This is a genomic window from Variovorax sp. P1_G12 (assembly GCF_056405555.1).
In genome coordinates, this window is the sequence record NZ_JBFUBW010000029.1 from 29,016 (window position 1) to 51,695 (window position 22,680).

Consider the following 22,680-nt stretch of genomic DNA (forward strand, 5'->3'; position numbering starts at 1 on the left):
CAGCTTCGCCTCCGACCAGCTACCAGACGATCGGCCAACTCGCGCAAGGCCTTGCCGGCACCGGAGCGCGTCGGGTCAGTATCTTTCCGGCACGTACATGCTCGCAGGGACCGGGTGCCGCAGGTAGTCCTCGTTGCGCACCCGCGCCGGCAGCGCCACCGCCGGATGCGGCACCTCGTGGTAGGGCATCTGGCCCAGCAGGTGGCTGATGCAGTTCAGGCGAGCCTTCTTCTTGTCGACCGCCTGCACCACCCACCAGGGCGCCTCGGGGATGTGGGTGCGATCCAGCATCGTCTCCTTGGCCTTGGTGTATTCCTCCCAGCGGCGGCGGGATTCGAGATCCATGGGGCTCAGCTTCCATTGCTTCAGCGGGTCGTGGATGCGGCCCAGGAAACGCATGTGCTGCTCCTCGTCGGTGATCGAGAACCAGTACTTGATCAGCTTGATGCCGGAGCGCACCAGCATCCGCTCGAAGTCGGGCACGGTGCGGAAGAACTCCTCGTATTCCTCGTCGGAGCAGAAACCCATCACGCGCTCGACGCCGGCGCGGTTGTACCAGCTGCGATCGAACAGCACCATCTCGCCGGCCGCCGGAAGATGCGCCACGTAGCGCTGGAAGTACCACTGCGTGCGCTCGCGGTCGTTGGGCGCCGGCAGCGCCGCCACCCGCACCACGCGCGGATTGAGCCGCTGCGTGATGCGCTTGATCACGCCACCCTTGCCCGCGGCGTCGCGGCCTTCGAACAGGATCACGACCTTCTGCCGGCTGTGCTGCACCCAGTCCTGCAGCTTCACGAGCTCGCCCTGGAGCCGGAACAGCTCCTTGAAGTAGGCCTGGCGCGCAGCCTTGTCGGCGACGGTCCCCGACGCCATTTCGTCGAGGTTGCGGTCCTCGAGCTCGAGTTCGATTTCCTCGTCGTAGCTGTCGACCAGGTCGCGCGCGATGCGCGCCATCAGGTCGTCGGGGTCGCTCAAGGTGCTCGGCAGCGTCATGGTTCTTCTCGGATGGCGGGAGATTGCACCATGCTGATCCCGCTGGGTGACGGTCATGTGACAGAAAGTACGCCGACGCGGCGTCGTCACGCCACTGACACATGGCGGCCACATGATCCCCCGACACGCCACCATGCCCCTCGCACGATGAATTCGATCGCTGGCGCCTACGGCAGCGACGAAGCCGGGCTGATCTGCGGCTATCTGTTCGATGCCGCCGCCCCGGAGCCGACCCGCGCGGTCGATTCCGCGCAGGCGGCCGACTGGCTGGCGGCCGGCGCTCCGCCCGGCGCCTTCCTGTGGCTGCATTTCAACCTCAGCCATGCCCAGGCCGAGCGCTGGCTGCTGCGCCACGCGGGCCTCTCCGATCTCTTCTTCGAGACGCTGAAGGACGGGCTGCACTCGACCCGGATCGAGCGCGCCGACGATTCGCTGATCGCCGTCATCAACGACGTGCACTTCGAGTTCAGCTTCGAGCCCTCCGACATCTCGACCCTGTGGATCAGCGTCGGCCCGCGGCTGGTGGTGACCGCGCGCACCCAGCCGCTGCGCTCGGTCGATGCGCTGCGCACCTCGGTCAAGGCCGGCGATGCGCCGCGCTCCAGTACCGAACTGCTCGAACACCTGCTGCGCGTGCAGGCCGACGTGCTGGTGAACATCGTGCGCGGCGTGACTGCGCGCATCGACGACATCGAGGACGCGCTGCTGGCCGGCCGGCTGGACCACAAGCGCGCCCGGCTCGGCGTGCTGCGCCGGGTGCTGGTGCGGTTGCAGCGCCTGCTGGCGCCCGAACCGGCGGCGCTGTTCCGGCTGCTGCAGAGCCCGCCCGCCTGGATGGCCGAGCCCGACGTGCTCGAGTTGCGCGGCTCGACCGAGGAGTTCTCGGTGGTGCTGCGCGACATGGGCGCACTGCAGGAGCGCATCAAGCTGCTGCAGGAAGAGATCGCCGCCGATGTCAACGAGGACAACAATCGCAGCCTGTTCGTGCTGACCGTGGTGACCGTGCTGGCGCTGCCGATCAACATCCTGGCCGGGCTGTTCGGGATGAACGTGGGCGGCATTCCGCTGGCCGACCACCGGCACGGCTTCTGGATCGTGGTGGCCATCGTGGTGAGCTTCACCGCAGTCGCGGCCTGGGTCGCTTTCAAGAACAAACGATAGCCCCCCGAAGCGCCTTCGGCGCCTCCCCCCTGATGGGGGCGATACCAGCGGCCCGGCGAAGCCGGTTCCGCGGTATCCCTGAAATTGGGCTGTGACGGTTTCGAGCGGCCGGGTCGGGCGACAGCGAGGTGGACCCTGGAATGAGGGCCGCCGCAGGCCATTCCGAGAAAGAATAAGATCGTGCGGTGTCCTCCATCCTCAACGCCGACCTGCATTGCCACTCCGTGGTTTCGGATGGCACGCTGACGCCCGAGGCGCTCGCGGCCCGCGCCGCCGCCAACGGCGTCGAGCTGTGGGCCCTGACCGACCACGACGAGATCGGCGGCCAGCACCGGGCCGCCGCCGCCGCCCGCGAGCACGGCATGAAGTACCTCACGGGCACCGAGATCTCGGTCACCTTCGCGGGCGAGACCGTGCACATCGTGGGGCTGGGCTTCGATCCCGATGACGCCGCGATGAGCGAAGGCCTCCACGACACCCGAGGCGGCCGCGGCAAGCGCGCCCAGGAGATGTCCGAGGGCCTGGCCAAGGTCGGCATCCACGGCGCGTACGAAGGCGCGCTCAGGTTCGTCGGCAATCCCGAACTGATCTCGCGCACCCACTTCGCGCGCTTCCTGGTCGAGGCCGGCCATTGCCGCGACACCCCCGAGGTGTTCCGCAAGTTCCTGACCGAAGGCAAGCCCGGCTACGTGCCGCATCGCTGGGCCAGCCTGAAGGACGCGGTCCACTGGATCACCGCCGCCAAGGGTCTGGCCGTGATCGCCCACCCCGGCCGCTACAAGTTCACGGCCAACGAGGAGTACGCGCTCTTCGTCGAGTTCAAGGCCCACGGCGGCCAGGCGATCGAGGTCGTGACCGGCAGCCACACGCCGGCCGAGTACGTCGAGTACGCCGACAAGGCGCTCGAATTCGACTTCGCGGCCTCGCGCGGCAGCGATTTCCACAGCCCCGACGAAAGCCACTGCGACCTCGGCAAGCTGCCTCCGCTGCCCGGCAAGCTCACGCCGGTGTGGGAACTGCTCGAGCACCGCATCCAGTGACGGGCACGGCGAGCGACGCAGCCGCGAGAACCGGTATCCGCGACCTCGCGTCGGAGCGCATCCTGGCCGGCATCGGGCTGGTGCTGCTCGCGGTGGCCTGCTTCGCCACGCTGGACACCGCCACCAAGCTGTCGACCGCGGCGGTTCCGATCCTGATGGGCGTCTGGGTCCGCTATGCCTTCCAGGCGGTGGCGACCACGCTGGTGCTGCTGCCCCGGCACGGCACGGCGCTGCTGCGCACCCGCCATCCGCGCTACCAACTGCTGCGCGGCGCCCTGCTGCTCGTCTCCAGCACGCTGGCCTTCTTCAGCCTGCGCTACATGCCGCTGGCGGAGTTCACTTCGATCGTGCTGATCGCGCCGCTGGTGATCACGCTGCTGGCGGCCACCACGCTCAAGGAGCATGTGTCGCCGCTGCGCTGGGCGCTGGTGGCGGGCGGCTTCGCGGGCACGCTGGTGATCCTGCGCCCGGGCGGTGACGCCTTCAGCTGGGCCATGTTCCTGCCGATCGGGCTGGTGCTGACCAACGCCTGGTTCCAGGTGCTGACCAGCAAGCTCGCGCGGACCGAGGACCCGCTCACGATGCACTTCTACACCGGCTGGGTGGGCACGCTGCTGGCCTCCTTCGCGCTGCCCTTCGTCTGGACGGCGCTGCCCTCCTGGCACTGGTGGGCACTGCTGTGCCTGATGGGCTTCATGGGCACGGTGGGCCATTTCTTCCTGATCCTGGCCTATCAGCGCGCGCCGGCCTCCACGCTCACGCCTTACCTCTATGCGCAGATCGCCTTCGCGATGCTGGGCGGCTGGATCATGTTCTCCCATGTTCCGGACCGGATTTCACTGATCGGCATGGGGCTGATCGCGGTCTGCGGCGCGGCCGGCGCCTGGCTGACCGTGCGCGAACGCCGGGTCCCTATCGAACCCGCCGAATCATGACCCCCACGCTCCCCACTTCGTGTGGTCGCTGCCCCCCGAGGGGGCCGCGTCCGCCTTGGGGCGGCCCGGCGGCGGACTGACCCGCCATCTCGGGGCAGAATCGACCCCATGGCCCAGTTCTTCGAAGTCCACCCCGACAACCCCCAGCAACGCCTGCTGAAGCAGGCCGTGGCGCTGCTCGCGCGCGGCGAGATCGTCGCCGTGCCGACCGATTCCAGCTACGCGCTGGCCTGCCACCTCGACGACAAGGACGCGGTCGACCAGCTGCGCCGGATCCGCCAGGTCGACGACAAGCACCACCTGACGCTGCTGTGCCGCGACTTGAGCGAGCTCTCGAACTATGCGCGGGTCGACAACAAGCAGTACCGGCTGCTGAAGGCGGCCACGCCCGGCCCCTACACCTTCCTGCTCGAAGCCACCAAGGAAGTGCCGCGGCGGGTCAGCCATCCGCAGCGCAAGACCATCGGCCTGCGCGTGCCCGATCACCGGGTGCTGCTGGAACTGCTGACGCTGCACGGCGAGCCGCTGCTGGCCACCACGCTGATCCCGCCCGGCGAGACCGAGGCGCTGAACGACGCCACCTTGATCCGCGAGCGCTTCGAGAAGCAGATCGGCGCGGTGATCGACGCCGGCGCCTGCGCCTCGGAGCCGACCACCGTGGTCGACCTGACGCCGATGGGTGCCGGCGGCGAGCCGCTGCTGGTGCGGCAGGGGCGCGGCCCGCTGGCCGTTCTGGGTCTCTGAGCCGGCCCCGGGCGGTCTGAGACAATCCAGGCGGTGGATATTTCAAATCTCATACAAACCGTCCTGATCTACGCCCTGCCGGTGATCTTCGCGATCACCATCCATGAAGCCGCGCATGGCTACGTGGCACGGTACTTCGGCGACAACACGGCCTACGTGATGGGCCGCGTGACGCTCAACCCGATCAAGCACATCGACCCGATCGGCACCATCCTGATGCCGCTGCTGCTGTATTTCGCCACCTCGGGGGCCTTCCTGTTCGGCTATGCCAAGCCGGTGCCGGTCAACTTCGGCCGCCTGCGCCACCCCAAGCGCGACATGATCTGGGTCGCCCTGGCCGGCCCGGTCTCGAACTTCATCCAGGCCATCTTGTGGGCGCTGTTCCTGGTCGGCCTGGTCGCCGCCGGCATCAATGAAACCTTTTTCATCAAGATGGCCCAGGGCGGCGTGCTGGTCAACCTCGTGATGTGGGCCTTCAACCTGTTTCCGCTGCCCCCGCTCGATGGCGGCCGCGTGCTGGCCGGCCTGCTGCCGCGCGGCGCGGCCCAGGAATTCCTGGCCCGCATCGAGCCCTACGGCTTCTTCATCGTGATGGGCCTGGTCATCGCCGGCGTCGTCAGCACCTGGTGGCTGAGCCCGCTGATGGCCTTCGGCTACCAGGCCATCTCCCTGCTGCTGAGCCCGCTCACCGCCCTCATTCGCTGAACTCCCCATGGCCATTCCTCCCGACACGCCCACCCGCTTCCTCACCGGCATCACCACCAGCGGCACGCCGCACCTCGGCAACTACGTCGGCTCGGTGCGGCATTCGGTGCGCTTCAGCCGCCGCGACGATGTCCAGAGCTTCTATTTCCTGGCCGACTACCACGCGCTGATCAAGGTCGACGAGCCGGCCCGCATCCAGCGCTCGACGCTCGAGATCGCCGCCACCTGGCTGGCCTGCGGCCTCGACCCGGAGCGGGTCACGTTCTACCGCCAGTCGGACATCCCCGAGATCCCGGAGCTGACCTGGTTCCTGACCTGCGTCACCGGCAAGGGCCTGCTCAACCGCGCCCATGCCTACAAGGCGCAGGTCGACAAGAACGCGGCCAAGGGCGAGGACCCGGACGCCGACGTCAGCGCCGGCCTCTTCATGTACCCGGTGCTGATGGGCGCCGACATCCTGATGTTCAACGCCCACAAGGTGCCGGTGGGCCGCGACCAGGTGCAGCACATCGAGATGGCGCGCGACATGGCGCAGCACTTCAACCATCTCTACGGCGAGCACTTCACGCTGCCCGAGGCCGAGATCGACGACTCGGTGGCGACGCTGCCGGGCCTCGACGGCCGCAAGATGAGCAAGAGCTACGACAACACGATCCCGCTCTTCACGCCGCGCGCCCAGCTGCAGAAGCTGATCAACGGCATCGTGACCGATTCGCGCGCCCCGGGCGAGCCCAAGGACACCGAGGGTTCGGCGCTGTTCCAGATCTACCAGGCCTTCGCCGACGACCAGGAGACCGAGACCCTGCGCAAGGCCTTCGCCGACGGCATCGGCTGGGGCGACGCCAAGCAGTTGCTGTTCGAGCGCATCGACCGCGAAGTGGCGCCGATGCGGGAGCACTACGACGCGCTCCTGAACGACCCGGCCCGGATCGAGTCGATCCTGCGCGCCGGCGCCGAGAAGGCGCGCGCGCTGTCGCGGCCCTTCGTGGCCGATCTGCGGCACGCGGTCGGCCTGCGCAACCTCGCCAGCCAGGACAAGGCGGCGGCGCGCAAGGCGGCCAAGGTGGCCAAGGTCGCGGGTCCGAGCTTCAAGCAATATCGCGAGCGCGACGGGCAGTTCTATTTCAAGTTGCTCGACTCCCACGGGGTGCAGCTGGTACAAAGCCGGGGGTTCGCTTCGCCGCAGGAGGCCGGGCGTGCCATCGGCACGCTGCGCCAGCAGCGGGCGGCGGCCCTGGCGCTGCTCGCGGCGCAACTCGAGCCGATGGACGACGAGGGTATGCGTGCGGCTTCTGCCGCACTGGAGGCGCTTGCGGCAGCCGATGCGGCGAGCGAAGGCTAAGGGTCAATCACCCGCAGCGAAGGGCAGCCGCCCGACCTGCGGACACAGCGAGTAAATCATGAGTATCTATGTCATCGACGACCACCCCCTGATGCGCGACGCCATCGTGATGGTGCTGAGGCGCCTGCGACCGGCCGAGAACATCGTCGAGCTCGAACGGCTCGACAAGCTGACCGCAGCGGTCAAGCAACATGGGGCGCCGGGCCTTTTCTGCCTCGACCTCAAGCTGCCGGACACCACGGGCGTCTCGGGCGTCGTGGCCGTCAAGCTGGCCTATCCGGACGTGCCGATCGCGGTCTACTCGGCCTCGCCGTCGGCCGACATGGAAGAGGCCTGCATCGAGGCCGGCGCCGACACCTACATCGAGAAATCGGCCAGCTCGGCCGAGCTGACCGCCGCGCTGCGGGGCCTGCTGATGGCCGACACCGATGCCGAGGAGCCGGTGGCCGCGGCCAACAGCAAGCTGTCGAAGCGCCAGACCCAGCTGATCGCCATGCTCGACCAGGGCATGAGCAACCGCGACATCGCGACCGAGCTCGACATCAGCGAGCACACGGTGAAGGTGCACCTGTGGCGGCTGTTCCGGCGGCTGGGTGTGAAGAGCCGCACGCAGGCCCTCCACCACGCGCGCACCAACGGATTGTTGTCGGGCTGACCCCCAGGTTGCCCGGCACTTCGTGTCCGGGCGCCCACCCCCTCTCCGGGGGGCAACACCAGAGGCCCGGCAAAGCCGGTTCCTCGGTGTTTCACCAACGGGCCTGGCTGCGCCGGCCGGGGCTCAGCCTACGGCGCCTGAGATGCGGGTCTGGGCTTGCGTTTCGTCGGCGTCGTGCAAGGCGACGCGGAACACGCTGCCACGGCCCAGGCGCGAGCGCACGCTGACCGGATGCCCCAGCGCGTGCGACAGCCGCGCCACGATCGCCAGGCCGAGGCCGAAGCCGTCCGAGGTGCCGGCATGGTCGGCCACCTTGTAGAACTCCAGGAAGACGTCGCGCAGGTGTTCGCGCGCGATGCCGATGCCCGTGTCCCAGACCTCGACCCGCAGGCCGTCGCGGGTCTGCCGCGAGGCCAGCAGGATGCCGCCCTCGGCCGTGTACTTGATCGCGTTGGCCAGCAGGTTGCCGATCATGCGACGCACCCGGATCGGGTCGGTCAAGACGGTGCCGGGCGTCACGTGCATGCGAAAGCCCAGCCCCTTGGCTTCGGCCACCGGCCGGTACTGCAGTTCGAGGTCGTGCAGCAGCTGCGCCACTTCGACCCGTTCGATGTGCAGCCGCACCTGTCCCGAATCGATGCGGGCGAGGTCGAACAGCGAATCGAACAGCGCGTTCACCGCGTGCGTGGCCCGCACGATCTTCGGCGCGATCTCGGCCACCAGCTCGGGCTCGTTGCGCAGCCAGTCGGCATAGAGCGAGAGCGCCAGCACGGGCTGGCGCATGTCGTGCGCCGCGCTGGCCAGGAAGCGGTTCTTCATCGCCACGGCCGACACCGCCGCCTGCCGCTGCTGGGTCAGCGAATTGATCAGGATGTGGTTGTGGAACAGCAGCTCGAAGCTGTTGCGCGCGGTCTCGTGGATGCGCCGGCCGGCCCGCAGCAGCAGCCACCAGTGCAGGCCCGGCAGCAGCAGGAAGCCGTAGTGGAAATGCGGCCGCTCGAACTTGAGTTCGATCATGCGCCAGGCGATCGCCGCCAGCATCGTGAAGAACAGCGTGTTGACGTAGCGCTTGAGCAGCGGCGGATGCAGGGCCAGGCCGTTGAGCGGGAAGGTCGCGACGCCGGCGACGATCAGCCAGCTCATGAACTGGTTCACGAGCGGCGTGCGCTCGAAGAAGATCAGGATCGACAGGCCCCAGGCGAAGCCGCTGGCACTCCAGAGATAGCGATAGCGCTCGACGAAGTACTGTTGCGCGGCCGAGTCGCGGTCGGCGTAGTCCCTGGCATAGAGCTGCTCGCCCCAGATCCGGCAACCGGTAGCGACGATGCCGATCGCGAGCCAGGCCATCAGCTGCCAGGGCGGCACGTGGCCCCAGCTCAGGCCCACCATGGCCGGCATCAGCGCCGCCGCCAGCAGGTAGGAGCCGCGGGAGGCCCGCATCAGGCTGCGGATCAGCTCACCGCGCACCCACGGCTCGGCCTCGTCGGCAGACGCAGGCGCCGGTGTGAGGCTTGCAAAGGACGAGTTGCCCAGCCCTGCGAACGACGAATTACCCATCATGGCCTTCACGCCCCTGTCATCCACGCCACAAAAAAAGGCCCCTCGCGAGGGGCCCCTGCCTGCGGCACTGCGCACCGCAATTGAAAAACTCTGCGACCCGATGCCGCCCTGTGCCACGCGCCCCTGGGCGCCAGGCGCTAACGCCTGATCTTAATTGGCCGCCGACGCGACTTCCGTCCCATCATTCCCTGATTCGTAGCGTGCGCACAACGCCTTTCGGGGTTCCGGCGTCTGCTTCGACCGCAGCCTCGCCCAGGATCCACGCCCGGAACGCGGCCACCTTGGCCCGCAACTGGCTTCCCTCGGGAACGAGCAGGTAGTACGCCAGGTCTTCGAGCAGGGCGTCGTCCGCGAGTCTCAGCAGGCGCCCTTCGGCGAGATCGGGCGCCACCATCGCCGCCGGCAGCAGGCCCGCGCCCTGCCCCGCCAGCACGGCCCTCAGCAGCAGACCGGCGTCGTCGTAGGCGGGGCCACGGGCCGGGCCGATCTCGTCGATGCCCTGCGCCTGGAACCACCGATGCCAGCCGCTGCGCTCGGCCTCGTGCACCTGCGGCCAGCGCAGCAGCGCCGCCGCGGAGGCTGGCCGCCCCAGCCGGGCGGCCAGCGCCGGCGCCGCCACCGGCACCACCTCCACGGCGACCAGCTTGTCGCTGTGCAGACCCGGGTAGCGCCCGAGACCGTGACGGATCGCGACGTCCACGCCATCGCGCGACCAGTTCACGAGCGCGGTGCTGGCGACCACCTGCAGATCGATGTCCGGATGGGCATCCTGGAAGTCCTGCAGCCTCGGGACCAGCCAGGCCGCGGCGAAGAAGGGCGTGACGCTGACAGTCAGCAGGCCCGACTCGGCCGCTGCCGCGATGCGCCCGGACGCCTCGGCGATCTGCCGCAAGGCATTGCGGATCGGCGGCAGGTACTCGCGCCCGGCGCCGGTCAGCACGATGCCGCGATTCACGCGCTCGAACAGCGCGATGCCCAGCTTCTCTTCGAGCGCCTTGAGCATCTGGCTGACCGCGCCGGGCGTCACGCACAACTCCTCGGCCGCTTTCTTGACCGAGAGGTGGCGCGCCGAGGCCTCGAAGGCGCGAAGTGCGCCCAGCGGCGGGAGATGCTTCAGGATCATTTAGTTTTACTAACTTCAATCGGCATCAATTCATGGTTTGCTTTTCCAATGCCGATTGGTGAACATCCAGCTTAGCAATTCTGATCCGAATCGAAGCAAAGGAAAACGCGCGATGACTGATGCCACGGTACTGCGCCGCCCTCGACGCCTGTTCCACGGCTGGTGGGTGGTCGCGGGCGCCTTCGCCGTGACTTTCGTCGGCTTCGGCAGCGCCTACACCTTCGGCGCCTTCGCAGCATCGCTGCAGCAGGAATTCGCGGCCTCGCGCGGCTCGACCTCGGTGGTGTTCTCGCTCGCCGGCTTCCTGTACTTCGCGTTCGGCTGCGTCAGCGGACCGCTGGCCGACCGCTGGGGCTCGCGGCGCCTGGCGCTCGCCGGGATGCTGCTGACCGGCGCCGGCCTGGTCGCGGCCAGCCTCGCGCGCAGCCTCACCGAGGTCTACCTGGCCTACGGGCTCGGGGTGGGCCTGGGCGTCGGCTGCGCCTACGTCCCCGCGGTCGGGGCCGTGCAGCGCTGGTTCTCCCGGCGGCGCGGGCTGGCGTCCGGGCTGGCCGTCAGCGGCATCGGCGTCGGCACGCTCGTCATGCCGGCGCTGGCCGCGCTGCTGATCGCACAACTTGGCTGGCGCGGCGGCTATGCCGTCCTCGGTGTCCTGGCCATGGTCGTCGGTGCGGGCATGGCGCTCCTGATCGAGAACGACCCGCATGCTCGCGGGCTGTTCCCTGACGGCGATCCCGCGGGCCCCGCCGATCCGGCGCAGCGCGCGGCAGGGATGTCGGTGCGCGAAGCGCTCGGATCGCGGCAGTTCGCGGTTCTCTATGGCGCCTGCCTGCTCTGCTCGCTGGGTGTCTTCGTGCCTTTCGTGCACCTGGTGCCCTCTGCGATGGACCAGGGCGTGGCGCCGTCATCGGCGGTGCTGCTGCTCGGCGTCATCGGCATCGGCAGCACGGCTGGCCGCTTCTTCCTGGGCGGGCTGATGGACCGGATGGGCCGCGACCGGGCCCTGGTCGCCATGTTCGTCGGCATGGCGCTGTCCCTCGCGATCTGGGCGATGGCGACGGGCTGGTGGCCGCTGGCGACCTTCGCCTTCGTCTACGGCGTCTTCTACGGCGGCTGGGTGGCGGTGCTGCCGGCCGTGGTGATGGACCGATTCGGCGGGCGGCATGTCAGCGGCATCATCGGCGTGCTCTATACCAGCGTGGCCTTCGGGACGCTGATCGGGCCGAGCGCCGCCGGGTTCGCCTTCGACATCAGCGGCAGCTACACGGTGCCGATCCTGGCGAGCGTGGCCGCCAACCTGCTGGCCGCGGGCATCGTGCTGGCGATGCCGCGGGGCGCGCTCCGCAGCGAGTCCTAGTGCGCCACCACCGCGATGCCGCGGATCTGCCCCGCCTTCGCCTCGACCGCCGGCCGCGGATAGCGCTCCGGCGCGAAGCGATGCAGCAACTCGGCCTCGCGGCCGCGGGCCAGCGCGAGGTTGGCGAGCTTCACGTGGCCGTAGCCTCGGATCGCCAGCGGCACGGCGGCAATCTGCGCCGCCAGCCGCTGGTTGGACGGCGACAGCCCGGCCATCAATTCGTCGAGCCGCGCATCGAAGCGCCCGATCAGCTCGCGCTCCAGCCGACGCTCCGCGGTGTGGCCGAAAAGGTCGAGGGCCGTGCCGCGCAGCACCTTGCCGCGCGCCAGCCACTTCATCGCCGGCAGCATCCAGCCGCCGAGGCGGATCTTGACCGGCGGCTGACCGTTCGTCGGCCGCGCGAGGAACGGCGGCGCCATGTGGAACTCGAGCTTGAGATCGCCTTCGAACTGCTCGGCAAGCTTCGCGCGGAAGCCGCCGTCGCTGTAGAGGCGCGCCACTTCGTACTCGTCCTTGTAGCTCATGAGCTTGAGCAGGCTCTGGGCCGCATTGCGCGTGACGGGCAGCGAAGGGTCGCCACCGGCCAGCGCAGACTCGCGTTGCCGCACCGCCCCCACCCGGGCCTCGAAGCGCCGGGCCCAGGCCGCGTTCTGATACCCGGCCAGATGCCGCACAGCCCTGGCGACCAGCGCCTCCAGCGACTCGTCCTCAGCCAGCGCGGCCGGCGCACCGCGCACGGCATCGATGGCCTGCGGATCGCCCGCCGCCAGGCGGCCGAGCGAGAACGCCAACTGGTTGGCCGCCACGGCGACGCCGTTGAGTTCGATCGCGCGGGTCAGGGCCTCCAGGCTCAGGGGAATCAGGCCGCACTGCCACGCATAGCCGGCCGCGAGGATGTTCGATGCCAGCGTGTCGCCCAGGAACTCCTCCGCCAGCGTCTGGGCGTCGAAGGTCCGGACCTGTTCGCGGCCGGCCACGAAGCGCATCTTCTCGAGCAGCAGCTCGACCTTGAGGTCCGCATCCGGGTTGCGCAGCGACTCGGCCACCGGGATCTCGTGCATGTTCGCCAGGATGCGCGTGCGGCCGTGGCGCACGGTCTGCAGCGCCTCGGGCGAGGCACCGACCACCACGTCGCAGGCCAGGATCGCATCGGCCTGCTGGGTGTCGATGCGCACCTGGTTCAGCCGCTCGGGCGTGTCGGCCAGGCGCACGAAGCTCAGCACCGCGCCGCCCTTCTGCGCAAAGCCCATGAAGTCCAGCACGCTCGCCGACTTGCCCTCCAGGTGCGCGGCCATCGCGATGACCGCGCCCACGGTCACCACGCCGGTGCCGCCGACACCCGTGACCAGCAGGTCGTAGGGCGCCGTCCATCCGTGCGGTTCGGGCCTCGGCAGCGCGGCCACGTGGCGCAGGAAGGCATCCTGGCCCGCAGCCAGCGCGCCGCTCTTCTTGCGCAGCGCGCCGCCGCTCACGCCGACGAAGCTGGGGCAGAAGCCCTGGGCGCAGGAGTAGTCCTTGTTGCAGCTGGTCTGGTCGATCTTGCGCTTGCGGCCGAACTCGGTCTCGTGCGGCAGTACGGCGACGCAGTTGCTCTGCACGCCGCAGTCGCCGCAGCCCTCGCACACCGCCTCATTGATGAACAGCCGCTTGGCCGGGTCGGCCAGCTCGCCCTTCTTGCGGCGGCGGCGCTTCTCGGCGGCACAGGTCTGCTCGTAGATCAGCACCGTGACGCCGGGCACTTCGCGCAGTCGCCGCTGCACCGCGTCGAGTTCGCTGCGGTCGTAAAACTCGGTGCCGGCCGGGAACTTGCCCTTGATCGCGTCGTACTTCTCGATCGCGTCGCTGACCACCACCACCTGCTTCACGCCTTCGGACTCCACCTGGCGCGCGATCGCATCGACGCTGATGATGCCGTCGACCGGCTGGCCGCCGGTCATCGCCACCGCGTCGTTGAACAAGATCTTGTAGGTCAGCGTCGCGTTGGCCGCCACCGCCTGCCGGATCGCGAGATAACCCGAGTGGTAGTAGGTGCCGTCGCCGAGGTTCTGGAACACGTGCGGCGTGCGCGTGAACATCGCGTGCGAGATCCAGTCGACGCCCTCGCCGCCCATCTGGATCAGCCCGGCCGTGCTGCGGTCCATCCAGTTGGCCATGAAGTGGCAGCCGATGCCGGCGCGCGCGGTCGAGCCCTCCGGCACCTTGGTGCTCGTGTTGTGCGGGCAGCCGGCGCAGAAGTAAGGCAGCCGCTTGACCGTGTCGCCGTCATTGCTCAGCAGCTCGGGCGGCGTGAAGTCGCGCACGTGCTGCAGGTGGTCGCCAAGCTCGCTGTTGCCGGGGAAATGCACCGCGAGCCAGTGCGCCACCAGCTCGATCAGCCGTGACGGCCGCAGCTCGCCGAGCGCCGACACCAGCGGCCGGCCCTCGCGATCCTGCTTGCCGACCAGCGCCGGGCGGGCACCGGGTGGCGCGTTGTAGAACAGGTCGCGCAACTGGCTCTCGACGATCGCGCCCTTCTCCTCGACGATCAGGATCTCTTCCAGGCCCTCCGCGAAGGCCTTGATGCGGGTCTGCTCGATCGGAAAGCTCAGGCCCACCTTGTAGAGCCGCAGCCCGATGCGGGCCAGGCTCTCCGGCGTCACCTCGAGGCGGCGCAGCACTTCCATCAGGTCATAGTGGGCCTTGCCGCAGGTCACGATGCCGACCTTGGCCTGCGGGCTCTCGATCACGTGGCGATCGATGCTGTTGACGCGGGCGAAGGCGGCGACCGCCTCCAGCTTGTCGGCCAGCCGCGACTCGATGCGCAGCGACGGCAGGTCGGGCCAGCGGTAGTGAAGACCATCGACAGGCGCGCGGTGGCCGGTCGCGGCGCGCACGGTGTCGGCATCGGCCCAGCCGGCGACGCGGGCGGCGACCCGGTCCAGGTCGACCGTGCTGGCGCTCTCGACCACCTCCGACAGCGCCGCCATGCCGACCCAGGCGCCCGAGTAGCGCGACAGCTCGTAGCCGTAGAGGCCGAACTCGAGGTACTCGGCGACGCAGGCCGGCTGCACGACCGGCATGCTCCAGGCGACGAAGGCATGGTCGCTCTGGTGCGGCATCGACGACGAGACGCAGCCATGGTCGTCGCCCGCCACCACCAGCACCCCGCCATGCGGCGAGGAGCCGTAGGCATTGCCGTGCTTGAGCGCATCGCCGGCGCGGTCCACGCCCGGCCCCTTGCCGTACCACATCGCGAACACGCCCTCGACCGTGCGCTCGGGGTCGGACTCGACGCGCTGCGTGCCGAGCACCTGGGTGGCCGCGAGCTCCTCGTTGATGGCCGGCACGAAGCGGATGCCGGCCTCCTTGAAGCCCTTGCCGGCCTTCCAGATCGCCTGGTCCACCATGCCCAGCGGCGAGCCGCGATAGCCGCTGACGAAGCCCTGGGTGCCCAGGCCGCGGGCGAGATCGCGCTGGCGCTGCATCAGCAGCACCCGCACGAGCGCCTGCGTGCCGGTGAGGAAGACGGCACCCGATGTCGCCCACAGGCTGTCGGCCAGGCGGTAGTCGGAACGCAGGACGGACGGATCGCGGGGGGTGCTTTGCATGGCCGAAATTGTTCCATCGCGAGGCGAGGAAAGGCTTCTTCAATACACTAGCGAAACACCCTAATTTGAGAATGTGATTCTCGAAATCCGCCATGAATGTCGATCCCATTCTTCTTGACGCCCACAGCCTGAAGATTCTTTTCGAGCTGCAGCGCGATGCGCGCCAGACCGTGCAACAGATCTCGGAGGCCGTCGGGCTGTCGCCCACGCCGTGCTGGAAACGCATCAAGGACATGGAGGCCGCCGGCGTGATCCGCGGCTACACCGCGGTGATCGACCGCGAGAAGGTGGGCCTGCATGTCGCCGCGGTGGCGGAAGTCAACCTCGACCGGCACAGCGAATCGCAGGTGCAGCGCTTCGAGGACGCGGTCGCTGCCAGCCCGCAGATCACCAGTTGCGTGTCGGCGACCGGCCCCGCGGACTACATCCTCACGGTGCTGGTGCAGGACATGAAGCACTACGAGCGCTTCCTGCACGAGACCCTGTTCAGCCTGCCCGGCGTGACGCACGTGCGATCCAGCATCGTGCTGCGGCAGGTCAAGTCGGAGGTGGCGCTACCGATCGAGCAGGTGCCGCAGTCGTCGACTGGGGCGACGCGCGGCCGGCGGCGCTGAGGCGGCGGCGCTCAGATGTGCAACGCGGCCAGTGCGCCCACGACCACCCCCACCCCTGCGACGCCGAGCATGCCCCACTCCAACCACTTCTTCCTCGTCAGCAAGGCCATCGCGGCCAGCGCGATGGACACTTGAAGCGCGGTGGTGGCCTGGGCCCAGCGATGATGCTGGTGCATCTGCGCTTCGGACTTCAGGTCCCAATCCACGGCCTCCTTCTCGAGCTTTTGGGCGACGAGCAGGATTTCTCCTTTTTCTGCTTCGTAGCGGGCAACCTTCGCCTGCCAGGCCGGCTTGCGCTCGCTCGACGACATGTCCAGCGCGAACTCGGCGAGGGACTGCTTCGTGCTCTTGGCCTGGAAGAAGTTCCACTGGTTCGAGGCCTCGGTCTTCTTGATGCCCGCGTTGTTCTTGTAAAGACCGGCGTTGGCTTGGGTGAGTCCTCCCATGTACGCGAAGATCGCCCCGACCGTGGCGATGACGGCGGTGCACACCGCAATCTGACTGGTCAGGCTGATGCGGCCCCCGTCGTGGGTGGAGGTGGGCTGATGCCCCCCCTGTGCGGCGTGCTCGAGTTCGTGGTCATGCGGGCCGTGCACGTGAAAGCCGTGTCCTGACATAGGGGTCTCCAATTGGGTTGAGGCTGCGAAGTATGACGAACCGGCCGAGCCGTTCGCCCTTCGCCCCCATGGAGCTCCCACGGGCGACGGCCGACGAGTCGTTTGCTTCCTCTCGACGGACTGGGACTTGTGCCCGCTTCGGCGGGCTGTTTCACGGCGCGCCGAGCCGCCCGAATGCAGAGTTCGGACCGAAGTGCCTCAGCGCCTTGTGACCCAGCGCCGTGACCAACTCGACGCGCGCGGGCTGAGGTTCGCCCGGCCTGGCGGGTGGAAAGCTGCAGATGATGTGCCCGGCGTCGTGAAGAACCCGAAGTTCCAGCTGAACCGTCGGGTTGGTGAAGTCAAGAGGCAACTCCGCATCGGCGAGCGCCTGGAGCAGTTCCATCGGCATGACAGCCCCCCCAATCTTGCTGAACGTCCGGGCCCGGTCTTGTGGGCCACGGTTGCTCAGGTCGTCGGCCATGCGTCTCTCCTTTTTTCGTGAAAGCGCAGCCTGCGGCTTCAGCAGGTCGTGTCGGGTAAGACAACGCTGCATCTGTCCGCCGGAGGGCATCGCGCGCCCGAGATCCCAGCGGTCGAACGAGCCTAGGGCCCGCCAAGAAAGCGCGCACGCCGTGATTCGGCGGCTTCCTACGCGCAGCCCTGGTGCGGCGCTCAAACTCCGAGCCGTTTCAACCCCAGTGTGGAAAGGAGCGGTCCATGCCAAGAGGCGACAAATCAGCCTACACAGACAAGCAAAAACGCCAGGCGGAGCACATCGAAGAGGGCTATGAGCGTCGAGGCACGCCCCGGGACGAGGCTGAACGCCGCGCCTGGGCGACGGTCAACAAGGAGACGGGCGGCGGCAAGAAGAGCGGCTCCGGCCGAGGTCACCCCGAGGATCATGCGCCGTTGCGCAAGGGCGGGCGGCTGGGCGGTGCGGCCAGCGCGGCGAGGAGCCCGGCTGAGCGCTCCGCCTCGGCAAGAAAGGCCGCTGCCACACGCAAACGCAGGAGAGCCGCTGCCTGAGCCTGCAGCTGATGCAGGCAGAAAAGCAAAACGGGCCCAGAGGGCCCGTCGTTGCTGACTTCTTGGAGGAGAGGGAGGGATTCGAACCCTCGGTACGTTCGCACGTACGCCTGATTTCGAGTCAGGTACATTCGACCACTCTGCCACCTCTCCGGTGTCTGTCGAGCCGCTGATGATAGCAGAACTCGCGCGCGCTTTTTTCAGGCCCGCAGCACCTCGATGCCGCCCAGGTAGCGCCGGAGCGCTTTCGGCACCGCGATCGAGCCGTCCTCGTTCTGGTGGTTCTCGAGGACCGCGACCAGTGCCCGTCCGACCGCCAGGCCGGATCCGTTGAGCGTGTGGACGAGTTCGTTCTTGCCCTGCGCGTTCTTGAAGCGGGCCTGCAGACGGCGGGCCTGGAAGGCCTCGCAGTTGGAGACCGAGCTGATCTCGCGGTAGGTGTCCTGCGCCGGCAGCCAGACTTCGAGGTCGTAGGTCTTGGTGGAGCCGAAACCCATGTCGCCGGTGCACAGCAGCACCACGCGGTACGGCAGCTCGAGCGCCTTCAGCACGGCCTCGGCATGGCCGGTCATGGCTTCCAGCGCCTCGTAGCTCTTGTCGGGGTGCGTGATCTGCACCATCTCGACCTTGTCGAACTGGTGCTGCCGGATCATGCCGCGCGTGTCCCGCCCGGCGCTGCCGGCTTCCGAGCGGAAGCACGGCGTGTGCGCGGTCAGGCGGATCGGCAGCTGTGCCTCGGCCACGACCTCGTCGCGCACGAAGTTCGTGAGCGGCACTTCGCTGGTCGGGATCAGGTAGAGCGCCGCATGATCCGGCGCGGGCTCGCCGTCCTGGCCGCCCTTCTTGGCGGCGAACAGGTCGCCCTCGAACTTGGGCAGCTGGCCGGTGCCGCGCATCGAATCGGCGTTGACGACGTACGGCACGTAGCACTCGGTGTAGCCGTGGTCCTCGGTCTGGATGTCGAGCATGAACTGCGCGAGCGCGCGATGCAGCCGCGCGATCGGGCCCTTCATCACGGTGAAGCGCGAGCCCGCGAGCTTGGCGCCCATCTCGAAATCCAGGCCCAGCGGCGCACCGAGGTCTACGTGATCGCGGGGCGCGAAGCCGAGCGCGGTCGCCGCGGCGCCCTCGCCGCCCTGCGGGCTCCAGCGCCGCACTTCGACGTTGGCGTCTTCGTCGTCGCCAACCGGCACGCTCGCGTGCGGCAGATTCGGCACGGCCAGCAGCAAGGCCTGCAGCTCGGGCTGGATCGCCTCCAGGCGGACGGCCGAGGATTCCTGCTCGGCCTTCAGCGCATTGACCTCGGCCATCAGCGCCTCGACCGATTCGCCCTTGGCCTTCAGCGGTCCGATCTGCTTGTTGAGCACGTTGCGGCGGGCCTGCAGTTCCTCGGTGCGGGTCTGCAGGGTCTTGCGCTCGGCTTCGAGGGCGCTGAACGTTCCGACGTCGAGGAAGGTCTGATCCTTCTTGCGGGTTTCGAGGCGGGCAACGACCGAAGCCAGGTCCTTGCGTAACAGTGTGATATCGAGCATCGCGTGATTTTAGGTGGGCGCCGGGCCGCCCCAAGCCGACCTGCGGCCCCCTCGGGGGGCAGCGACACACGAAGTGAGGAGCGTGGGGGCATTGGGGTGGGCGTAGGATCGTTCACCCCCCACCATTCCACCAAGGAGTTGCGATGCAAGCCTATCTGACCTTCAATGGCAACGCGGCCGAGGCGCTCGCGTTCTATGCCCAGGCCCTGGGCGGCAAGATCCTCTTCAGCATGACCTTCGGCGAAAGTCCGATGGGCGCCGAAACGCCGGCCGAGCACAAGGGCAAGATCATGCACGCCACGCTGGAGGCGCGCGGCCACCAGCTGATGGCCTCCGATGCGCCGCCCGGCTACCCCTTCAAGGGCTACCAGGGCTTCTCGCTGTCGGTCCAGGCCAAGGACGTGAAGGAAGGCGAGACGCTCTTCAACGCGCTCGGCGCCGGCGGCAAGGTCACGATGCCTTACGCGCCGACCTTCTGGTCGACCGGCTTCGGCATGCTCGAAGACAAGTTCGGGGTGCCCTGGATGGTCAACTGCGAGCAGCAGCCCACCCAGGCCTGAGAGTTCCCCGCGTCGCGTGCGATCACGGTGCACGAACACACCGGCCGGCGAAGCCTGGCCCCTTCGTGAAGCACCGCGGAACCGGCTCCGCCGGGCCGCTGGTGTTGCCCCCGGCAGGGGGTGGGCGGCTACACGAAGTGAGCCAACCTGGGGGCGAGCTCTACGCTAGCGTCGCGGGGTCGACGTTGGCGCCGCAGATGATCAGGCAGACCTTCTCGCCCTCGCGCGGCACATAGGCGCCGCTCTGCAGGGCCGCCAGCGGCAACGCCGCGGCCGGCTCGACCGCCAGCTTCAGCTCCTTCCACAGCCAGAGCTGGGCGGCGCGTATCGCCTCGTCCGACAGCAGCAGCGCATCGCCCACATGGCGTTGCGTGATGTCCCAGGCGATCGCACCGATGCGCCGCGCGCCGAGCGAATCGGCAGCGACGCCGCCGACCTCGACATCCACCGGCTCGCCGGCCTCTCGCGCGCGCGCCAGGGTCGGCGCGCGCTCGGGTTCGAGCGCCACCACCCGGCTGCGGCGTTCGAACCAGGCGGCGAGCCCGCCGATCAGTCCGCCGCCGCCCACGCTCACGAGCACCGCATCGGGCAGGCCGCCCTGCTGCTCGATCTCGCGCCCGAGCGTGCCGGCGCCGGCCACCACTTCGGGCTGGTCGTAGGCATGCGTCAGCAAGGCGCCGGTTTCGCGCTGCCGTTCGAGACAGGCCGCCAGCGCGTCGGAATAGGCCGCGCCGCCGACCACCACCTTGGCGCCGAGCGCGCGCAGCCGGGCCCGCTTGGCCTCGGGCGACATGTTGGGCAGGAAGACCTCGCAGGGCACGCCCAGCGCCTGCGCGGCCGCCGCGGTGGCGATGCCGGCGTTGCCGCCGGACGCGATGATCGCGCCGCTGGCCGGAATCTCGTGGGCCAGCAGCCGGTTCATCATGCCGCGCGCCTTGAAGCTGCCGCTGGCTTGCAGATGCTCGAGCTTGAGCCAGACCTCGACGCCCGGCGTCTCCACGCCCAGCGCCCGGCCCGAGAGCTTCCACAGCGGCGTTTCGCGCAGGAAATGCGGCGCGCGTTGATGGATCCGGCGCGCGGCCGCCTCGACGTCCCCGCGCCAATCGTGCTGAACGGCGCCGCTCACGAGATATGCCCCGGTGCGGGGATGTCGTCGAGCTTCAGTCCCTTGGGGAGCGGGAACTTGAGCGTCTCCTGGATGCCGTCCATCTTGCGCACCGAGACCGCGCCCAGCGCCTTGATGCGGTCGATCACCTCGCGCACCAGCACTTCGGGCGCCGACGCGCCCGCCGTGAGGCCGACGCGGCTCTTGCCCTCGAACCATTCGGGCCGGAGCTCGGCGGCGGAATCGACCATATAACTTTCGGTGTCCAGACGCTGCGCGAGTTCGCGCAGCCGGTTGCTGTTGGAACTGGTCGGGCTGCCGACCACGATGACCAGGTCGACCTGTGGGCTCAGCAGCTTCACGGCATCCTGCCGGTTCTGCGTCGCATAGCAGATGTCCTGCTGCTTGGGCTCGCGCACGCTCGGGAAGCGCGCGCGCACCGCGGCCGAGATCTCGGCCGCATCGTCCACCGAGAGCGTGGTCTGCGTGACCACCGCGAGCTTCTCGGTCTGCGCCGGCGCGACCTGCGCCACGTCCGCCACGTCTTCCACGAGATGGATGCCGCTGGACAACTGCCCCATCGTGCCTTCGACCTCGGGATGCCCCTTGTGGCCGATCATGATGAACTCGTAGCCTTCCTTGGCGAGCTTCGCCACCTCGACGTGGACCTTCGTCACCAGCGGGCAGGTGGCGTCGAACACCTCGAAGCCGCGTTCCCGCGCCTCGGCCTGCACGGCCTTGCTGACGCCATGGGCGCTGAACACCAGCGTGGCGCCCGGCGGCACGTCGGCGAGGTCCTCGATGAAGACCGCACCCTTGGACTTGAGCTCGTTGACCACGTAGGTGTTGTGCACGATCTCGTGGCGCACGTAGATCGGCGCGCCGAACTTGGCGATGGCGCGCTCGACGATCTCGATCGCGCGGTCGACGCCGGCACAGAAGCCGCGCGGCTCGGCCAGGATGACCTCTTCGATCGCGCTCACAGCACGCCGATCAGCTTGACCTCGAAGGTCACGGGCTGACCTGCGAGCGGATGGTTGAAGTCGAAGCGCACGGCGGTCTCGTTCGACTCGACGACCGCGCCCGCGTAGCTGCCGGTGCCGTCGGGCGTGGGGAACTGCACGACATCGCCGACCGCGTACTGTTCGTCGGGGTCGCCGATCTGGATCAGCAGCTTGCGCGCGACCCATTGCTGCATCTCGGGGTTGCGTTCGCCGAAGGCTTCTCCCGACGGCAGCTCGAAGGTGGCGTGCGCGCCCTCCTCCAGGCCGATCAGGCGCAGTTCCACCGCCGGCGAGAGCTCGCCGGTGCCCAGCGACAGGGTGGCGGGCTTGTCCTGGAAGGTGTTGATGATGTCGCCCGCGGGGCCGGCCAGCCGGTAGTGCAGCGTGAGAAAGGAGCCGGCAGCGACGGCAGCGGCGGTGGAGGTCGATGACAAGGTGAGAGCCCGATAGACTGGGGCCCTTATTTTAGGGAGTGGGGGCAGAGCCCCTGGTGCGCCATGTCTTTCAAGGACCTGCCGGCCGGCGCGCGGCCGCGCGAGAAGCTCATGGCGCTCGGCCCCGCTGCGCTGGCCGACTCCGAACTGCTGGCCTTGCTGCTGCGCACCGGCATGCCCGGCAAGAACGTCCTGCAGCTCTCGCAGGAGCTGCTGGACCGCTTCGGAGGGCTGGCCGGCCTGCTCGAGGCCGACCTCGATGCCCTGAAGACCATCAAGGGCCTGGGCGGCAGCGCCAAGCGCGCCGAACTGGCGGCGGTGCTCGAACTGGCGCGCCGCGCCCTGGCGGAGCAGCTCAAGGCCGGCGCCGTCTTCGATTCCCCCGGCGCGGTGGGGCACTACCTGCAGCTCCACCTGGCGGCCCGGCCACACGAGGTCTTCGCCGCCCTCTTCCTCGACGCCCAGCACCGCCTGATCGCGATGGAGGAGCTGTTTCGCGGCACCCTGACGCAAACCAGCGTCTATCCACGCGAGGTGGTCACGCGGGCGCTGCACCACCACGCCGCCGCCGTGGTGCTGGCGCACAACCACCCGTTATGTTGAT

General features: G+C 68.7%; 21 protein-coding genes, 1 tRNA gene and 1 pseudogene. 12 read left to right on the forward strand and 11 right to left on the reverse strand.

The window, feature by feature from the left end; genetic code table 11:
* Positions 1–75: 75 nt before the first annotated feature.
* On the reverse strand, positions 76–993 hold the full coding sequence (gene ppk2 / locus AC1D2O_RS27690) for a polyphosphate kinase 2 (RefSeq protein ID WP_478086792.1): 918 nt from the start codon (positions 991–993) through the stop codon (positions 76–78).
* Between the two features lie 147 nt (positions 994–1,140).
* Here ppk2 and AC1D2O_RS27695 point away from each other — a divergent pair, with 147 nt between their 5' ends.
* The 7 genes from AC1D2O_RS27695 to AC1D2O_RS27725 all read left to right on the forward strand — a co-directional run bounded on the left by AC1D2O_RS27695 (position 1,141) and on the right by AC1D2O_RS27725 (position 7,575).
* The gene (locus AC1D2O_RS27695) at positions 1,141–2,154 is read left to right on the forward strand and encodes a transporter (protein WP_478158233.1); all 1,014 of its coding nucleotides are present in this window, start codon (positions 1,141–1,143) and stop codon (positions 2,152–2,154) included.
* A 185-nt stretch (positions 2,155–2,339) separates the two neighbouring features.
* Positions 2,340–3,194 carry a 3',5'-nucleoside bisphosphate phosphatase gene (locus tag AC1D2O_RS27700; RefSeq protein WP_478158234.1) on the forward strand — a complete coding sequence of 285 codons (855 nt, stop codon included), beginning with the start codon at positions 2,340–2,342 and terminating at the stop codon, positions 3,192–3,194.
* Entirely contained in the window at positions 3,191–4,129 is a 939-nt protein-coding gene (locus AC1D2O_RS27705) for a DMT family transporter (protein ID WP_478086796.1), read from the forward strand. The genes AC1D2O_RS27700 and AC1D2O_RS27705 overlap by 4 nt, the downstream gene beginning before the upstream one ends.
* Before the next feature lie 108 nt (positions 4,130–4,237).
* Positions 4,238–4,873 carry an L-threonylcarbamoyladenylate synthase gene (locus tag AC1D2O_RS27710; RefSeq protein WP_478086797.1) on the forward strand — a complete coding sequence of 212 codons (636 nt, stop codon included), beginning with the start codon at positions 4,238–4,240 and terminating at the stop codon, positions 4,871–4,873.
* Positions 4,874–4,906: 33 nt separating this feature from the next.
* Positions 4,907–5,578 (forward strand): site-2 protease family protein, encoded by a 672-nt coding sequence (locus AC1D2O_RS27715; protein WP_478158235.1) that lies wholly within the window; start codon positions 4,907–4,909, stop codon positions 5,576–5,578.
* 7 nt (positions 5,579–5,585) lie between these two features.
* On the forward strand, positions 5,586–6,920 hold the full coding sequence (locus AC1D2O_RS27720) for a tryptophan--tRNA ligase (RefSeq protein ID WP_478086801.1): 1,335 nt from the start codon (positions 5,586–5,588) through the stop codon (positions 6,918–6,920).
* Positions 6,921–6,978: 58 nt separating this feature from the next.
* On the forward strand, positions 6,979–7,575 hold the full coding sequence (locus AC1D2O_RS27725) for a response regulator transcription factor (RefSeq protein WP_442285411.1): 597 nt from the start codon (positions 6,979–6,981) through the stop codon (positions 7,573–7,575).
* 123 nt (positions 7,576–7,698) lie between these two features.
* Here the strand turns inward: AC1D2O_RS27725 and shkS are convergent, their stop codons facing one another.
* On the reverse strand, positions 7,699–9,135 hold the full coding sequence (gene shkS / locus AC1D2O_RS27730) for a surface-behavior sensor histidine kinase ShkS (RefSeq protein WP_478158251.1): 1,437 nt from the start codon (positions 9,133–9,135) through the stop codon (positions 7,699–7,701).
* Positions 9,136–9,316: 181 nt separating this feature from the next.
* Positions 9,317–10,258 (reverse strand): transcriptional regulator GcvA, encoded by a 942-nt coding sequence (gcvA, locus tag AC1D2O_RS27735; protein WP_478158236.1) that lies wholly within the window; start codon positions 10,256–10,258, stop codon positions 9,317–9,319.
* 112 nt (positions 10,259–10,370) lie between these two features.
* Here gcvA and AC1D2O_RS27740 point away from each other — a divergent pair, with 112 nt between their 5' ends.
* Positions 10,371–11,615 carry an MFS transporter gene (locus AC1D2O_RS27740; RefSeq protein WP_478086804.1) on the forward strand — a complete coding sequence of 415 codons (1,245 nt, stop codon included), beginning with the start codon at positions 10,371–10,373 and terminating at the stop codon, positions 11,613–11,615.
* Here AC1D2O_RS27740 and AC1D2O_RS27745 read toward each other — a convergent pair.
* Entirely contained in the window at positions 11,612–15,202 is a 3,591-nt protein-coding gene (locus tag AC1D2O_RS27745) for an indolepyruvate ferredoxin oxidoreductase family protein (RefSeq protein WP_478158237.1), read from the reverse strand. The two genes, AC1D2O_RS27740 and AC1D2O_RS27745, sit on opposite strands and share 4 nt — an antisense overlap.
* Before the next feature lie 92 nt (positions 15,203–15,294).
* Between AC1D2O_RS27745 and AC1D2O_RS27750 the strand changes: the two genes are divergently transcribed.
* Positions 15,295–15,816 (forward strand): Lrp/AsnC family transcriptional regulator, encoded by a 522-nt coding sequence (locus AC1D2O_RS27750; protein WP_478092586.1) that lies wholly within the window; start codon positions 15,295–15,297, stop codon positions 15,814–15,816.
* Between the two features lie 11 nt (positions 15,817–15,827).
* Here the strand turns inward: AC1D2O_RS27750 and AC1D2O_RS27755 are convergent, their stop codons facing one another.
* A complete protein-coding gene (locus tag AC1D2O_RS27755) occupies positions 15,828–16,433 on the reverse strand; it encodes a DUF4337 domain-containing protein (protein ID WP_478092588.1) in 606 nt (201 codons plus the stop codon).
* A gap of 151 nt (positions 16,434–16,584) precedes the next feature.
* Entirely contained in the window at positions 16,585–16,896 is a 312-nt protein-coding gene (locus AC1D2O_RS27760; RefSeq protein WP_478158238.1) for a hypothetical protein, read from the reverse strand.
* 236 nt (positions 16,897–17,132) lie between these two features.
* On the opposite strand from AC1D2O_RS27760, the gene AC1D2O_RS27765 reads away from it, so the two are divergent.
* On the forward strand, positions 17,133–17,441 hold the full coding sequence (locus AC1D2O_RS27765) for a plasmid stabilization protein (protein WP_478092591.1): 309 nt from the start codon (positions 17,133–17,135) through the stop codon (positions 17,439–17,441).
* A 63-nt stretch (positions 17,442–17,504) separates the two neighbouring features.
* Here AC1D2O_RS27765 and AC1D2O_RS27770 read toward each other — a convergent pair.
* Both AC1D2O_RS27770 and serS read right to left on the reverse strand, forming a co-directional pair.
* Positions 17,505–17,594: transfer RNA gene (locus tag AC1D2O_RS27770), tRNA-Ser, on the reverse strand.
* A 47-nt stretch (positions 17,595–17,641) separates the two neighbouring features.
* Positions 17,642–18,973 carry a serine--tRNA ligase gene (serS, locus tag AC1D2O_RS27775; protein ID WP_478092593.1) on the reverse strand — a complete coding sequence of 444 codons (1,332 nt, stop codon included), beginning with the start codon at positions 18,971–18,973 and terminating at the stop codon, positions 17,642–17,644.
* A 143-nt stretch (positions 18,974–19,116) separates the two neighbouring features.
* Between serS and AC1D2O_RS27780 the strand changes: the two genes are divergently transcribed.
* Positions 19,117–19,533: a VOC family protein gene (locus AC1D2O_RS27780; RefSeq protein WP_478092594.1), complete on the forward strand. Its 417-nt coding sequence runs from the start codon at positions 19,117–19,119 to the stop codon at positions 19,531–19,533.
* Between the two features lie 160 nt (positions 19,534–19,693).
* On the opposite strand, the gene AC1D2O_RS27785 is transcribed toward AC1D2O_RS27780, so the two are convergent.
* From AC1D2O_RS27785 to AC1D2O_RS27795, 3 genes are read right to left on the reverse strand one after another with little or no spacing between them, the layout of a single operon-like run.
* A complete protein-coding gene (locus AC1D2O_RS27785; RefSeq protein ID WP_478092595.1) occupies positions 19,694–20,659 on the reverse strand; it encodes a threonine/serine dehydratase in 966 nt (321 codons plus the stop codon).
* Positions 20,656–21,621: a 4-hydroxy-3-methylbut-2-enyl diphosphate reductase gene (gene ispH / locus AC1D2O_RS27790; protein ID WP_478158239.1), complete on the reverse strand. Its 966-nt coding sequence runs from the start codon at positions 21,619–21,621 to the stop codon at positions 20,656–20,658. The genes AC1D2O_RS27785 and ispH overlap by 4 nt, the downstream gene beginning before the upstream one ends.
* Positions 21,618–22,076 carry an FKBP-type peptidyl-prolyl cis-trans isomerase gene (locus tag AC1D2O_RS27795; protein WP_478090610.1) on the reverse strand — a complete coding sequence of 153 codons (459 nt, stop codon included), beginning with the start codon at positions 22,074–22,076 and terminating at the stop codon, positions 21,618–21,620. The genes ispH and AC1D2O_RS27795 overlap by 4 nt, the downstream gene beginning before the upstream one ends.
* Positions 22,077–22,139: 63 nt before the next feature.
* Between AC1D2O_RS27795 and radC the strand changes: the two are divergent.
* Positions 22,140–22,670: pseudogene (radC, locus tag AC1D2O_RS27800) on the forward strand (RadC family protein); the annotation flags it as partial.
* Between the last annotated feature and the right edge of the window lie 10 nt (positions 22,671–22,680).